The sequence below is a fragment of the Ramlibacter montanisoli genome, assembly GCF_013087525.1.
Taxonomy (GTDB): Bacteria; Pseudomonadota; Gammaproteobacteria; order Burkholderiales; family Burkholderiaceae_C; genus Ramlibacter; species Ramlibacter montanisoli.
In genome coordinates this window covers 674,942-688,013 of record NZ_JABFCS010000001.1, presented here as the reverse complement: position 1 = coordinate 688,013, position 13,072 = coordinate 674,942, and the positions used below count along the sequence as shown (strand labels likewise).

Genomic DNA, 13,072 nt, shown 5'->3' with positions numbered 1-13,072 from the left:
GTCCGTTCAATTCACGCAAGGGAGTCCCCCATGGCCCGCGCAGCGATGTTCCTCTACAGCCTCGGAGCCTATGGCCTGTTCCTGGCCGTGTTCCTCTACCTGATCGCCTTCGTCGGCAACCTGGGCGTGCCGCGCTCGGTGGATGTCGGCCCGGGCGCCGACACCGCGACCGCGCTGGCGATCGACCTGCTGCTGATCGCCCTGTTCGGCCTGCAGCACTCCGTCATGGCGCGGCCGGCCTTCAAGCGGCGCATCACGCGCATCGTGCCGCCCGCCATCGAGCGCAGCACCTTCGTGCTGGCCGCGTCGCTGGTGCTCGCATTGCTGTTCTGGCAGTGGCGTCCGCTCGGCGCCACCGTGTGGCAGGCGGGAGGCGGCGTCGCGATCCTGCTGTGGTCGCTGTTCGCCCTGGGCTGGGCGACCGTGCTGCTGTCCACGTTCCTCATCAACCACTTCGACCTGTTCGGCCTGCGGCAAAGCTGGATGCACCTGCTCGATCGCCCGCTGGTGCCCCTGGCCTTCCGGACCACCCTGCTGTACCGGATCGTCCGCCATCCGATCATGCTGGGCTTCCTGCTGGCGTTCTGGTTCACGCCGCACATGACGGTGGGGCACCTGCTGTTCGCCGCCGGCATGACGGTCTACATCCTGGTGGGCGTGCACCACGAGGAACGCGACCTGGTCCGCTCGCTCGGCAAGGACTACGTGCAGTACCGCCGCAGGACGCCGGCCTTCGTCCCCGGCCTGCCGGGCGCGCAGGGCGACCTGCCGGTGCAGCCGGAGGCACCGCTGCACGCGGGCCGCTGACCGCCCTGCCGCGCAGGCCCTAGGCTTGCGCGGCGTTGCGCCTGGCCTGCCAGGCGCCGGCCAGCACGATCACGCCGGGGATCAGGATCATCGCCCAGATGATCTTGTCCAGGTTCTCCTTGACCCAGGGGATGCTGCCGAAGAAATAGCCGGCGGTGACGATGCTGCCCACCCAGAGCGCGCCGCCGGTGACGTCGTAGAAGGTGAACTTGCTGCGCGTCATCTGCGCCACGCCCGCCACGAAGGGCGCGAAGGTGCGCAGGAAAGGCATGAAGCGCGCCAGCACGATGGTGATGCCGCCGTACTTCTCGTAGAACAGGTGGGCGGAGGTGAAGGCGCGCTTGTTGAACAGCCGCGAGTCCTCCCACTGGAACACGCGCGGCCCGAAGTAGCGGCCGATCGCGTAGTTGCTCTGGTTGCCCATGATGGCGGCGGCGGTGAGCAGGCCCACCGACAGCGGATAGCTCATGAGGCCCACGCCGCACAGCGCGCCCACCACGAACAGCAGCGAGTCCCCGGGCAGGAAGGGCATGACCACCACGCCGGTTTCCACGAAGATGATGAGAAACAACAGCGCATAGACCCAGGCGCCGTAATTCGTCACGAAGGCCTCCAGGTGCTTGTCCACGTGCAGGATGAAGTCGATGAGGAAGGAGACGAGTTCCATGGGGCCGATTATCCCTGCCTACAATGGAACAGATGAGTGCCGTGCTCTCCCCCGCCCCGCGCCGACCGATCCGGGAACTGCCCGACGAGCTGGTCAGCCAGATCGCGGCCGGCGAGGTGGTGGAGCGGCCCGCGTCGGTCGTGCGCGAGCTGGTCGACAACGCTCTGGACGCCGGCGCCACGCAGGTCACGGTGCGCCTGCTGGCCGGCGGCGTGCGCCTGATCTCGGTGGAGGATGACGGCGGCGGGATCGATCGCGAGCAGCTGCCGCTGGCCCTGAAGCGCCACGCGACCAGCAAGATCGGCTCGCTCGCCGACCTGGAATCGGTGGCCACCATGGGCTTTCGCGGCGAGGCGCTGGCAGCCATCGCCTCGGTGTCCGAGCTGCACCTGCTGTCGCGCACGGCGGGCCAGGCCAGCGCCTTCCTGCTCGACGCCACCAGCGGCGAACTGCGGCCCGCCGCGCGCTCCACCGGCACCACGGTGGAGGTGAAGGAGCTGTTCTTCAGCACGCCGGCGCGCCGCAAGTTCCTCAAGACCGATGCGACCGAGCTGGCGCACTGCCTGGAAGCGGTGCGCCGCCATGCGCTGGCGCGGCCCGACGTCGGCTTCACCGTCTGGCACGAAGGCAAGCTGTGCGAGCAGTGGCGTCCCGGCTCGCGCGACCAGCGCCTGGCCGACGTGCTGGGCGAGGAGTTCCTCGCCGACAGCGTCGTGATCGACCACACGGCCGGTCCCCTGCGCGTGACCGGCCGCGCCGGCATCCCCGACGCAGCGCGCTCGCGCGCCGACTGGCAGTTCGCCTACGTCAACGGCCGCTACGTGCGCGACAAGGTGATCACGCACGCGGCCCGCAGCGCCTACGAGGACCTGCTGCACGGCCAGCGCCAGCCGGTGTACGCGCTGCAGCTGGAGATCGACCCCACGCGGGTGGACGTGAACGTGCACCCGACCAAGATCGAGGTGCGCTTTCGCGACAGCCGCGAGGTGCACCAGGCGGTGCGCCGTGCCGTGGAGTCGGCGCTGTCGGCCCCGCGGGCGGCGGCGGTGCCGCTGGGCGCAGGCGGAGCTGCCGGTGGCGGAGCCCGCGTGGCGGCAGCCGGGGATCGCGTTCGCGCATGAGTCCCGCCCGCCATGGAAACCCGTAGGCTGGGGTGACGACAGGAACCCCAGCGATGCGCGCGGCGCGCCCTCGGAGGATGCTGGGGTTCGCTCCGCTCACCACCAGCCTACGAGTTCCGCGGTTCCCATGCCCGAGGGAGCCTGGCCCCTCGGCAAGGCCATCGCCCAACTGCAAGGCATCTACATCCTCGCCGAGAACGCCCACGGCCTGATCGTGGTCGACATGCACGCCGCCCACGAGCGCATCGTCTATGAGCGCCTGAAGGCCCAGATGGACGCGCAGGCCATCCGCAGCCAGCCGCTGCTGATCCCCGCCACCTTCCCGGCCACGCCGGCCGAAGTCGCGACCGCCGAAGCCTGCCAGGACGCCCTGGAGACCCTGGGCCTGCAGATCACGCCCTTCACGCCCAAGACGCTCGCAGTGCGCGCCGTGCCGGCCACCCTGGCGCAGGGCGATGCGGTGGAACTGGCCCGCAGCGTGCTGGCGGAGCTCGCCCAGCACGACGCCAGCAGCGTGGTCGAGCGCGCCCGCAACGAGCTGCTGGCCACCATGGCCTGCCACGGCGCCGTGCGGGCCAACCGGCGCCTGACGCTGGAGGAGATGAACGCCCTCCTGCGGCAGATGGAGGAGACAGAGCGCTCCGACCAGTGCAACCACGGCCGGCCGACCTGGCGCCAGCTCACCCTGCGCGAGCTCGACGCCCTGTTCCTGCGCGGCCGCTAGTCGCCCGACGCCCGGGCATAGCCCCAGACACGCGAACTTTACCGATTCGCGTTACTCTGCCTTTCCCATGAAGCGTCCCTACCTGTTCGCCGCCCTCGTGACCGTGGCCGCCGCCCTCACGGTCGGCTGCGGCACGCTGGACGAGCGCCAGCGCGAGTGGATCTTCCAGCCCGGCGACCGCAGCTGGGGCGGCAGCGCGGCCCTGGCCGAGGGCATGCAGGACATCTGGATCGCCTTCCCTTCCAAGGTGACCGGCGAGGAAGCGAAGCTGCACGGCCTCTGGCTGCCCGCCGACCAGCGGCCCGACACCGCCCCCGTGCTGCTCTACCTGCACGGCGCCCGCTGGAACGTCACCGGCTCGGCGCCGCGCATCCGCCGCATGCAGCAGCTCGGTTTTTCCGTGCTGGCCATCGACTACCGCGGCTTCGGCAAGTCCAGCCCCGGCCTGCCTTCCGAGGACATGGCCTACGAGGACGCGCGCGCGGCCTGGGACTGGCTGGCGCAGCAGTACCCCCAGCGCGCCCGCTACGTGTTCGGCCATTCGCTGGGCGGCGCGATCGCCATCGACCTGGCCTCCAAGGTCGAGGACGAGAAGGGCGTGATCGTCGAAGGCACCTTCACCTCCATCCCGGACGTCGCCAGTTCCATGAAGTGGGGCTGGCTGCCGGTGGGGCCGCTGATCACGCAGCGCTTCGAATCGATCCGCAAGGTGGCGAAGCTGCAGTCGCCGCTGCTGGTGGTGCACGGCGCCAACGACTCGCTGATCCAGAGCGAGCTGGGGCGCAAGCTCTACGAGGCGGCCACCGGGCGCAAGCATTTCCTGCTGGTCGAGGGCGGCTCGCACTTCAGCACCATGGCGGTGGGCCACTCCCAGTACCGCGAGGCGCTGGCGCAGCTGTTCAGGCTCCAGTAGCGCGCTGCAGCACGGCCAGGGTGGCCCGCACTTCGTCGATCGGGACCTGCCCCGGCGCCGAGGCCGCCGCGCCCACCGCGAAGGTCAGGGCCGAACCGAACACCCCGCCGCACAAGCGGCTGACCGCCCCCAGCCCGCCCATCGCCATGCTGACCACGGGAATGGTCAGCGACTGGCTGGCCGCCAGCGTGGCGCCCAGCAGCCGGTGCACGTCCTCCATGGACTGCGGCATGACCGCCAGCTTGGCCACGTCGGCGCCCAGGCGCTGGGCCTGCGCGAAGCGCTGCTGCAGGTCGGGCGTGGGCGGCGTGCGCTGGAAGTCGTGGAAGGACAGGACCAGCGCCAGCCCGTGGGCGCGCGTGAGTTCGCGCACCCGGGCCACGTCGGCCGGCGCGTTCTCCATCTCGAAGTCCATCGCGTCCACGGTGCCGCTGGCCGCCACGGCAGCATAGAGGTCGAGGACCCGGGATTCGGACAAGGGGATGGGCTGGCCGCCTTCGCGTTGGGCGCGGCGCGTGAACAGGATCGGGATGCCGGCGGCGGCCTGCTTCACCGCCGCGGCCGCCGCCAGCACTTCGCCGGTGTCGGCCAGCGGCTCGAAGAAATCGACCCGCCACTCGATCAGGTCCGGCTGGCGCGCGGCCACCGCCGCGGCTTCGGCCGCCAGCGCGGCCCGCGTGCGCCCGACCAGGGGCGCGCAGATGGCGGGCACGCGCCCGCCGGCCAGGGGACGTCCCCCAGGATGATCGCTCGTGGATGCAAGTGCCGCTCCCGCGCTGGATGCGCGGGGCGAATTGTACGAAGCGGGGAGAAGCGGGAAGAAGGGAGGTCAGTCGCCGTGGCCGGCGCCGTCGCCGTCGGCGCTGGGATGGCTGCTGCTGCCACCCTGGGGCTGCTGCTGTTGCGCGCTGCCGCCCTCGTGGGATCCACCCTTGCGGAAACCGAGCTTCTTCAGCTCGCGTTCCAGCAACTCCTTGCGCACGGAAAGGGGTAGCGTCTCGCTCGTCCACGTGCCCGAGTCGCCGTCGTCGTGCATGCCCCCTGATCGATCTCCATTCATACTGTAAATCTAACGGCTGGCCGGGCCGATGCTGTCATCTGGCGCGGAGATTGCTGTACGAAGTGTCCGACAGCGGGACAGCGGCTCAGGGGCCGGAGTTCTCGCGGTCGTTCAGCTCGCTGAACCAGGAGATGAAGCCCGCGGTCTCGCTCTTGTCGAACACCGCGTCCGCGCCCAGGTCCAGGCAGTGCTGCCGCACGCCCGGGGTCGCATAGCTGCTGAAGACGACGATCTTGCCACCGCCGGGATCCGCCTTGCAGCGGCGGATCACTTCCATGCCTGCGCCCTGGTCGAGCACCAGGTCGATCACCGCGACATCCCATTCGCCGCCGTGTTCCTCGAGCCAGAGCTTCGCTTCTGCCTCGGTGCTGGACGACCCGACGACCTTCAGTCCACCCATGGACGAGAAGAGGTCGGCCAGCAAACTACGCATGCGCTGGAGGTCTTCCACCAGGAACACCCTCAGTTCCACGCCGAACTCCATCCAAAATTAACTTTACGCATTCTCGGTGCACACGCTGCCGAACGGTTGGCGTTGCAACCAATTGCGTACCCGCAGCACGGCTGTCGCATCTGCTAACCTCGACCGGATGTCCACCGACGCGCTGCCCGCCCTGGTGGCGCTCGCCGGCCCGACGGCCTCCGGCAAGAGCGCCGCGGCCCTCCTGCTGGCGCAGGCCCTCGATGGCGAGATCGTGAGCGTGGATTCGGCCCTTGTCTATCGGCAGATGGACATAGGCACCGCCAAGCCGACCCGCGAGGAACGCGCGCGCGTGCCGCACCACCTCCTCGACATCCGCGATCCCGCGCAGGCCTACAGCGCCGCCGAATTCGCCGCCGATGCGCGCCGCCTGGTGGGCGAGATCCGCGGACGCGGCAAGCGCGTGGTGCTCGCCGGCGGCACCATGCTGTATTTCAAGGCGCTGTTCGAAGGGCTGGCCGAGATGCCGGCGGCCGACGCCGGACTGCGCGCGCAGATCGAACGCGAAGCGGCGCACGCCGGCTGGCCCGCGCTGCACGCGCAGCTGGCGAAGGTCGATCCGCCCACGGCCGCACGGCTGGCGCCCCACGACGCCCAGCGCATCCAGCGCGCGCTGGAGGTGCACCGGCTCACCGGGCAGCCGCTGTCCGAAGTGCACCAGGCGGCCACCCGCGAGCCCGCGCTGCAACCGGACCTGTTCCTCTCGCTCGAACCCACCGACCGCGCCTGGCTGCACGAACGCATCGAACGGCGCTTCGACGCGATGCTGGCCGCCGGCTTCCTGGACGAAGTGCGCGCGCTGCGGGCGCGCGGCGACCTGCACGCGGAGCTTCCCAGCATGCGCTGCGTGGGCTACCGGCAGGCCTGGGAAGCCCTTGAGGGGCAATGGCCGCTGTCCAGCGTGCGCGAACGCGGCATCGCCGCCACCCGCCAGCTCGCCAAGCGCCAGCTCACCTGGTTGCGCGGCCTGCCGCAGCGGCAGGTAATCGCCTGCGATGCGCCGGACGCGCAGGCGCAGGTGCTGCGCGCCGCGGGAGTGCGCGCCTGATGCTGGACGTGCAGCGCCTGGCCAAGCGCTACGGCGAAGTGGCCGTCTTCCGCGACGTGTCGCTCTCGGTGGCGGCCGGCGAGTTCGTCGCCATCGTCGGCGAATCGGGCGTCGGCAAGTCCACGCTGCTCAACTGCATGGCCGGGCTGGACGTCTGGGACGAAGGCCGCATCGTCGCCGACGGCACCGACCTGTCGACGCTGGGCGACGACGCGCGCGCCCTGCTGCGGCGGGAGAAACTGGGCTTCGTGTTCCAGGCATTCCACGTGCTGCCGCACCTGGACGTGGCGCAGAACGTGGGCCTGCCCCTGCTGCTGCTCCAGCGCCCGGATGCGGCGCGGGTGGAAGCGATGCTGGACGCGGTGGGGCTGGCCGGGCTCGGCCACCGGCTGCCGCAGGAACTCAGTGGCGGGCAGCTGCAGCGCGTCGCGATCGCGCGCGCGCTGGTGCACGGCCCCAAGCTGCTGCTGGCGGACGAACCGACCGGCAACCTCGACCCCGCGACCGCGGGCCGGGTGCTGGACGTGCTGCGCACGCAGGCCCGCGAGAGCGGGGCCGCGCTGGTGCTGGTGACGCATTCCGCCGCGGCGGCCGCGCAGGCCGACCGCGTGCTGCACCTGCGCAGCGACGGGATCGCGCCTTAGGCGTCAGCCGCCGGGCTGGCTCAGCCCGAAGCGCTGCGCCAGGCCCGGAGCCGGCAGCGAGCCTTCGATGGTGACGATCTCGCCGGTGGTCGCGTGCTTGCCCACGATGGTGGGCACGCCGCTGAAACCGAAGCGGTTGAACAGCTCCGTGTTCTTCTTGACCACGTCCTTCTGCGCATCGGTCACGCCCATGGCGGCGATGCCGCCGCCCTTGGCCATCACCGACTTCTCGTTCTCGTCCATGGTGGCGATCGGGTCGGCCGCCGACACGATGGCCGCGCCTTGCGCGACGCTCTTGTCGCCGATCAGCCCCACCGGGATCCACACGAAGCGGGCCTGCGGACGCAGCGGCCTGGTGGCTTCCCACAGCACCGCGCAGTGCGGGCACTGCGTGTCGAAGAACACGTAGATCACCCGCGTGCTCATGGTGGAGCCCACGTTGAAGCCCTTGCCTTCGGCGGCGATGGCCTCCACCGAGACCGGCACCGTGGCGGCGGCCTTGCCGCCGGCGGCGCCGCCGGCGCCTTCCTTCTTGCCGCAGGCGGCCAGCACGGCCGCGGAAGCGGCCGCGGTGAGGACGAGGCGCCGCTTCATGAGGCGCGGGCGGCTTCGAGGCCGCCGAGTTCGGAGCAGTAGTCCATGAATTCCCGGGTCTGCGACTTGAGGAACACGGCGTCGGCACCCAGCCGCAGACAGTGTTTGCGGATGCCGTCGCTGGCATAGTCGCTGAACACGATCACCCTGCCATCGCGGCCGGCCGACTCGCGCGCCCGCGAGACGACGCCCATGCCGCTGCCCTGGTCGAGGACGAGGTCGATGACGGTGAGGTCCCAGTCGCCGGCGTGCTCGCTCAGCCACAGCCCGGCTTCGGCCTCGTTGCCGATGGCCTTGACCAGGCGGAAATCACCGAGGCTCGTGAGCAGTTCCGCCACGATCTCCTGCACGTGCTTCATGTCCTCGACAAGGAATACGCGGACGGTCACTGGGCATTGCCTCCCGTATGTTCAGCGAAGCGGATTCTAGTCCGGCGGCGGGGGTGGCCCTCAGGGTTGGGCGGACTGTGCCTGTTCCAGCAGTTCCGTGACCTCCTCGAGCTCCTCCGCGGCCTGCTGCACCTTGCGTTCCAGCACCTTGTTCTGCTCGATGGCCCAGGCAACGTCGCCGGTCTTCGCCTCGGGCGGCAGTTCCCGTTCCAGCGCGCCGTGGGTGAGTCCCAGTTCGGCGCTCGCGACCTCGAGGTCGCGCTGCACCTGGTCGGTCTTGGACTTGGCGACGTCGATGGTGTGGGTGGGCAGCCGGGTCATACGGGTCCTTTCGTTCCTGACGATCGCCTGAAGGGTAGGGCCGGCCGAAAGACTCAGCCGTCAGGCGAGTGCGCGCCGCGCCGCCGGACCAACCCCTTCAAGCCGGAAAGAAGGAGCGCACGGCCGTCGGTTTTGCGCAAGGAAAGCTGCCGCCGTTTTCCTACAAGGCGCGGCACAGCGGCTGTCCATCATGTGCTGATACGTTTATTCCAAGGAGAACGACCCATGGCGACCCGTGCCGAGAAAGACGCTTGCGACCTGCTGGATGCCGATCACAAGGCGGTCAAGAAGATGTTCAAGGAGTACGACGAACTCACCAATTCGCGCGGCCGCACCGTCGGGCAGAAGAAGATGGACCTGGCCCGCCAGATCTGCCACGAGCTGACCGTGCATGCGCAGATCGAGGAAGAGATCTTCTATCCCGCGCTGCGCGCCGTGTTCAAGGACACCGACCTGCTGGCCGAGGCGGAAGTGGAGCACCAGACCGCCAAGGACCTGATCGCGCAGATCGAGGGCATGGGCGAGGCCGACGAGATGTTCGACGCCAAGGTGAAGGTGCTGGGCGAGTACATCGACCACCACGTGAAGGAGGAGCGCAACGAGATGTTCCCCAAGGCGCGCTCGGCCCGCAAGCTGGACCTGGTGGCGATGCGCGACGAGTTGATGGCGCGCAAGGAGGAGTTGATGGGGAGATGGCCTAAGGCCATCCACCCGCACGGCGGCACAATACCGCCGTGCTCCCCCCTCCTCGCGACCTATTCCTGGCAGGAAGTCCGGCACCACGCCTGGCGCAGCGCCACCGCGGTGCTGGCGGTCATGCTGGGCGTCGCCCTCGCCTTTTCGGTCCACCTGATCAACGCGTCCGCGCTGGAGGAGTTCTCCAGCGCCGCGCGCTCCGCCGGCGGCCAGCCGGACCTCGAACTGCGTGCCGCGCAGGGCGCGATGGACGAAGCGCTCTATGGCCGCGTCGCCGGCGACCTGCGCGTCGCCACCGCCAGCCCCATCCTCGAACTGCAGACGCTCGCCCTCACCCGCGAGGGCAAGCGCAGCTCCGTGCGCGTGCTCGGTGTCGATGCGCTGGTGGTCGCCACCGTCGCCCCGCAGCTGATGCCGGTGCCCGGCGACGGCGTCGATCGCCTGTCGGTGCTCTCACCCGACGCGGTGTTCCTCAATCCCGCCGCGCAGCGCCTCTTGCCCGCGGGCCGCTTGAACCTGCAGACCGGCTTGGCGATGCGCGAGCTGCGCGTCGCGGGCACCACCACAGCCGGTGGCGGGCCGATGCTGGTGATGGACATCGCCGCGGCGCAGGACCTGTTCGGCCGCGGCGGCCAGCTCTCGCGCATCGACGTGCGCCTGAAGCCCGGCGTGTCGCACGCGGCCTGGCTGCGCGAGCTGCAGCTGCCCGCCAACGTGCAGGCTGCGGAGCCCGGCGATGCCGGCGAGCGTGTCAGCGAGCTGTCGCGCGCCTACCGCGTCAACCTCACGGTGCTGGCGCTGGTCGCCCTGTTCACCGGCGCCTTCCTCGTGTTCTCCGTGCTCGCGCTGAGCGTCGCGCGGCGCGCGCAGCAGTTCGCGCTGCTGGGCGTGCTGGGGCTCACCGCGAAACAGCGATTGCAACTGGTGCTGGCCGAGTCGGCGGTGCTGGGCGTGATCGGCAGCGCCGCGGGCATCGCGCTCGGCACCGCGCTGGCCGCGGCCGCGCTCTCGCTGCTGGGGGTGATCTCGGCGGCGGCTACTTCCCCGGCGTGCAGCCCAAGCTGCAATGGAGCGCGCTGGCCGCGGCCGGTTACGGCGCGCTCGGCGTCGCGGCGGCCATGGCCGGCGGCTGGCTGCCCGCGCGCAGCGCCGCGCGCCTGCCGCTGGCGCAGACGCTCAAGGGCCTGGGCACCGCGCTGCCGCGTGGCCGGCGCCACCTGCTCGGATGGGGCGCGCTGCTCGCGGCCTTCGTGCTGGCGCTGATGCCGCCGGTGGCCGGCATCCCGCTGGCGGCTTATGTGTCGGTCGGCCTGCTGCTGGTGGGCGGCATCTCGGTGCTGCCCGGCGCGGTGGGTGCGCTGTACGACCGCATCGCGCCGGCGGTGGCGCATCGCCTGCTGCCGCTGCTGGCGGTGGAGCGCGCGCGGCGCGTGCGCGAGAGCGCCGCCGTCGCTGTCAGCGGCGTGGTGGCGGCGCTCAGCCTGGCGGTGGCGCTGACCGTGATGGTGGCCAGCTTCCGGCAATCGGTGGCCGACTGGCTGGACGTGCTGCTGCCGGCCGACCTGTATGTGCGCACCAGCAGCAGCACCGCCGCGGGCGACACCGCCTTCCTCACGCCGCAGCTGGTGCAGGGACTGGCGCAACTGCCCGGCGTGGCGCGCGTCAACACCCAGCGCGTGCGCAGCCTGCTGCTCGATCCCTCGCGGCCGCCGGTGACGCTGCTGGCGCGCTCGGTGGACGACGCGTCGCGCTCGCTGCCGCTGGTGGGCGCGACGGCCCCCGTGCCGGCCGGCGCCGTTCCCGTGTACGTGAGCGAAGCGATGGTGGACCTGTACGGCGCGCGGCGCGGCGAGCCGCTGCGCGTGCTGGAGCCTGCGCTCGGTGCCGGCCCCTTCGTGGTCGCCGGCGTCTGGCGCGACTACGTGCGGCAGACCGGCGCCGTGATCATCGACCAGCGCGACTACCTGCGCCTGACGGGCGACCGCCGCATCAACGACGCGCAGCTCTGGCTGGCGCCCGGATCCTCCGCCGACGAGGTGCAGGGCCGTGTGCGCGAACTGGTCGCGCGCGAGGCGGGCAGCCGCGACCTCGTGGAGTTCGCCTCCGCCGCGCAGGTGCGCGCCATCTCGCTGCGCATCTTCGACCGCAGCTTCGCCGTCACCTACTGGCTGCAGGCGGTGGCCATAGCCATCGGCCTGTTCGGCGTGGCCGCCAGCTTCAGCGCCCAGGTGCTGGCGCGGCGCAAGGAGTTCGGCCTGCTGGCGCACCTGGGGCTCACGCGCCGGCAGATCCTCACGGTGGTCGCGGGCGAAGGCGCGGCCTGGACCTTCATCGGCGCGCTCGCGGGCCTGGGACTCGGGCTCGCGGTCGCGGTGGTGCTGGTGCACGTGGTGAACCCGCAAAGCTTCCACTGGACGATGGACCTGCTGCTGCCCTGGGGGCGGCTGCTCGCGCTGTGCGCCGCGGTGGTGGTGGCCGGCACGCTGACCGCGTGGATCGCGGGCCGCGCCGCGGCCGGGCGCGACGCGGTGCTGGCGGTGAAGGAAGATTGGTGATGCGCCGCCGCCCCCTGATCGCCGCCCTGCCCGCGCTGGCCTTCGCGCGCGCCGCCTGGGCGCTGCCGCCGCGCCGCATGGAGTTCCCGCGCGACCACGGCGCGCATCCCGACCTGCGCACGGAGTGGTGGTACATCACCGGGCAGGCGCAAGCGGGCGATCGGCTGTTCGGCTTCCAGGTCACCTTCTTCCGCAGCCGCGTGGACGCCACGCAGGACATGCAGTCGCAGTTCGCGGCCAGGCAGATCCTGTTCGCGCATGCCGCCGTCACCGACGTGCAGGGCGGCAAGCTCTGGCACGACGACCGCATCGCGCGCGCGGGCTTCGGCATCGCGGAAGCGGCGACCACGGACGCGAACTTGCGCCTGCGCGACTGGTCGCTGGTGCGCGAAGGCGATGCGTGGCGCGCCGTGGTCCCCGCCAGCGGATTCGCGCTGGACCTGCGCTGCGCGGCGACGCAAGCCGTGCTGCTGCAAGGCAAGCAGGGCCTGTCGCGCAAGGGGCCGCTGGAAAAGCAGGCCAGCTACTACTACAGCCACCCGCAGCTGGCGGTGAGCGGCAAGCTGTCGCTGCAGGGCAAGGACTTCCAGGTCAGCGGCAAGGCGTGGATGGACCACGAATGGAGCGACGAGTACCTGGCCTCGGAAGCCGTGGGCTGGGACTGGATCGGCATGAACCTCGACGACGGCGGCGCGCTCATGGGCTTTCGCATCCGGCGCAAGGACGGCAGCACCTTGTGGGATGGCGGCGCGTTCCGCAGCGCCAAGGGCGACGTGTACATCGCCAGCCCGGGCGAGACCGAGTTCCGGCCCAAGCGCAAGTGGACGAGTGCCGCGTCGAACGCGACCTATCCGGTGGAATGGACCGTGCGCACGCCGGCGGATTTCTACACGGTGCGCGCGGTGGTGGACAACCAGGAGCTGGACAGCCGCGGGTCCACGGGCGCGATCTACTGGGAGGGGCTCGCCGACCTGTTGGACAGCAACGGCCGGCGCGTGGGGCGCGGGTACCTGGAGATGACCGGGTATGCGAGCAAGTTGCGGATGTGAGCG

At 70.9% G+C, this 13,072-nt stretch carries 12 protein-coding genes and 3 pseudogenes; 8 read left to right on the top strand and 7 right to left on the bottom strand.

Going from position 1 to position 13,072, the window contains the following annotated elements:
• Positions 1–30 precede the first annotated feature (30 nt).
• Positions 31–807 carry a methanethiol S-methyltransferase gene (gene mddA, locus HK415_RS03615; RefSeq protein WP_171556810.1) on the top strand — a complete coding sequence of 259 codons (777 nt, stop codon included), beginning with the start codon at positions 31–33 and terminating at the stop codon, positions 805–807.
• Positions 808–826: 19 nt separating this feature from the next.
• Here mddA and HK415_RS03610 read toward each other — a convergent pair whose 3' ends face one another.
• Complete coding sequence (locus tag HK415_RS03610) at positions 827–1,474, bottom strand: DedA family protein (protein WP_171556809.1); 648 nt, start codon at positions 1,472–1,474, stop codon at positions 827–829.
• A gap of 32 nt (positions 1,475–1,506) precedes the next feature.
• Between HK415_RS03610 and mutL the strand changes: the two are divergent.
• Positions 1,507–3,319, top strand: a pseudogene (gene mutL / locus HK415_RS03605) (DNA mismatch repair endonuclease MutL).
• 67 nt (positions 3,320–3,386) lie between these two features.
• Positions 3,387–4,232, top strand: a complete 846-nt coding sequence (locus tag HK415_RS03600) for an alpha/beta hydrolase (protein ID WP_171556808.1) — start codon at positions 3,387–3,389, stop codon at positions 4,230–4,232.
• Here HK415_RS03600 and aroD read toward each other — a convergent pair.
• The 3 genes from aroD to HK415_RS03585 form a co-directional block, all read right to left on the bottom strand.
• Positions 4,219–4,944 carry a type I 3-dehydroquinate dehydratase gene (gene aroD, locus HK415_RS03595; RefSeq protein ID WP_309246564.1) on the bottom strand — a complete coding sequence of 242 codons (726 nt, stop codon included), beginning with the start codon at positions 4,942–4,944 and terminating at the stop codon, positions 4,219–4,221. The genes HK415_RS03600 and aroD overlap by 14 nt on opposite strands.
• A gap of 117 nt (positions 4,945–5,061) precedes the next feature.
• Complete coding sequence (locus tag HK415_RS03590; protein WP_171556807.1) at positions 5,062–5,268, bottom strand: hypothetical protein; 207 nt, start codon at positions 5,266–5,268, stop codon at positions 5,062–5,064.
• Positions 5,269–5,377: 109 nt separating this feature from the next.
• Entirely contained in the window at positions 5,378–5,764 is a 387-nt protein-coding gene (locus tag HK415_RS03585; protein ID WP_171556806.1) for a response regulator, read from the bottom strand.
• A 118-nt stretch (positions 5,765–5,882) separates the two neighbouring features.
• Here HK415_RS03585 and miaA point away from each other — a divergent pair, with 118 nt between their 5' ends.
• Positions 5,883–6,821 (top strand): tRNA (adenosine(37)-N6)-dimethylallyltransferase MiaA, encoded by a 939-nt coding sequence (miaA, locus tag HK415_RS03580; protein ID WP_171556805.1) that lies wholly within the window; start codon positions 5,883–5,885, stop codon positions 6,819–6,821.
• Complete coding sequence (locus HK415_RS03575) at positions 6,821–7,465, top strand: ABC transporter ATP-binding protein (RefSeq protein ID WP_171556804.1); 645 nt, start codon at positions 6,821–6,823, stop codon at positions 7,463–7,465. Before miaA ends, HK415_RS03575 begins: the two co-directional genes overlap by 1 nt.
• Positions 7,466–7,468: 3 nt before the next feature.
• On the opposite strand, the gene HK415_RS03570 is transcribed toward HK415_RS03575, so the two are convergent.
• Genes HK415_RS03570 through HK415_RS03560 form a run of 3 tightly spaced genes read right to left on the bottom strand, consistent with a single transcriptional unit; the run spans position 7,469 to position 8,769 of the window.
• Positions 7,469–8,059 (bottom strand): thioredoxin fold domain-containing protein, encoded by a 591-nt coding sequence (locus tag HK415_RS03570; protein WP_171556803.1) that lies wholly within the window; start codon positions 8,057–8,059, stop codon positions 7,469–7,471.
• Complete coding sequence (locus tag HK415_RS03565) at positions 8,056–8,448, bottom strand: response regulator (protein WP_309246563.1); 393 nt, start codon at positions 8,446–8,448, stop codon at positions 8,056–8,058. Before HK415_RS03565 ends, HK415_RS03570 begins: the two co-directional genes overlap by 4 nt.
• A gap of 60 nt (positions 8,449–8,508) precedes the next feature.
• A complete protein-coding gene (locus HK415_RS03560; protein WP_171556801.1) occupies positions 8,509–8,769 on the bottom strand; it encodes a hypothetical protein in 261 nt (86 codons plus the stop codon).
• 225 nt (positions 8,770–8,994) lie between these two features.
• On the opposite strand from HK415_RS03560, the pseudogene HK415_RS24460 reads away from it, so the two are divergent.
• From HK415_RS24460 to HK415_RS03545, 3 genes and pseudogenes are all read left to right on the top strand, one after another.
• Positions 8,995–9,375: pseudogene (locus tag HK415_RS24460) on the top strand (hemerythrin domain-containing protein); the annotation flags it as partial.
• A 78-nt stretch (positions 9,376–9,453) separates the two neighbouring features.
• Positions 9,454–12,020: pseudogene (locus HK415_RS23775) on the top strand (ABC transporter permease).
• A complete protein-coding gene (locus tag HK415_RS03545) occupies positions 12,020–13,069 on the top strand; it encodes a lipocalin-like domain-containing protein (protein ID WP_171556800.1) in 1,050 nt (349 codons plus the stop codon). Before HK415_RS23775 ends, HK415_RS03545 begins: the two are co-directional and overlap by 1 nt.
• Positions 13,070–13,072 lie beyond the last annotated feature (3 nt).

Coding starts and splice junctions, on each gene's coding strand:
- mddA (WP_171556810.1), top strand. CDS start 31: ATGGCCCGCGCAGCGATGTTCCTCTACAGCCTCGGAGCCTATGGCCTG.
- HK415_RS03610 (WP_171556809.1), bottom strand. CDS start 1,474: ATGGAACTCGTCTCCTTCCTCATCGACTTCATCCTGCACGTGGACAAG.
- HK415_RS03600 (WP_171556808.1), top strand. CDS start 3,387: ATGAAGCGTCCCTACCTGTTCGCCGCCCTCGTGACCGTGGCCGCCGCC.
- HK415_RS03590 (WP_171556807.1), bottom strand. CDS start 5,268: ATGCACGACGACGGCGACTCGGGCACGTGGACGAGCGAGACGCTACCC.
- miaA (WP_171556805.1), top strand. CDS start 5,883: ATGTCCACCGACGCGCTGCCCGCCCTGGTGGCGCTCGCCGGCCCGACG.
- HK415_RS03575 (WP_171556804.1), top strand. CDS start 6,821: ATGCTGGACGTGCAGCGCCTGGCCAAGCGCTACGGCGAAGTGGCCGTC.
- HK415_RS03570 (WP_171556803.1), bottom strand. CDS start 8,059: ATGAAGCGGCGCCTCGTCCTCACCGCGGCCGCTTCCGCGGCCGTGCTG.
- HK415_RS03560 (WP_171556801.1), bottom strand. CDS start 8,769: ATGACCCGGCTGCCCACCCACACCATCGACGTCGCCAAGTCCAAGACC.
- HK415_RS03545 (WP_171556800.1), top strand. CDS start 12,020: ATGCGCCGCCGCCCCCTGATCGCCGCCCTGCCCGCGCTGGCCTTCGCG.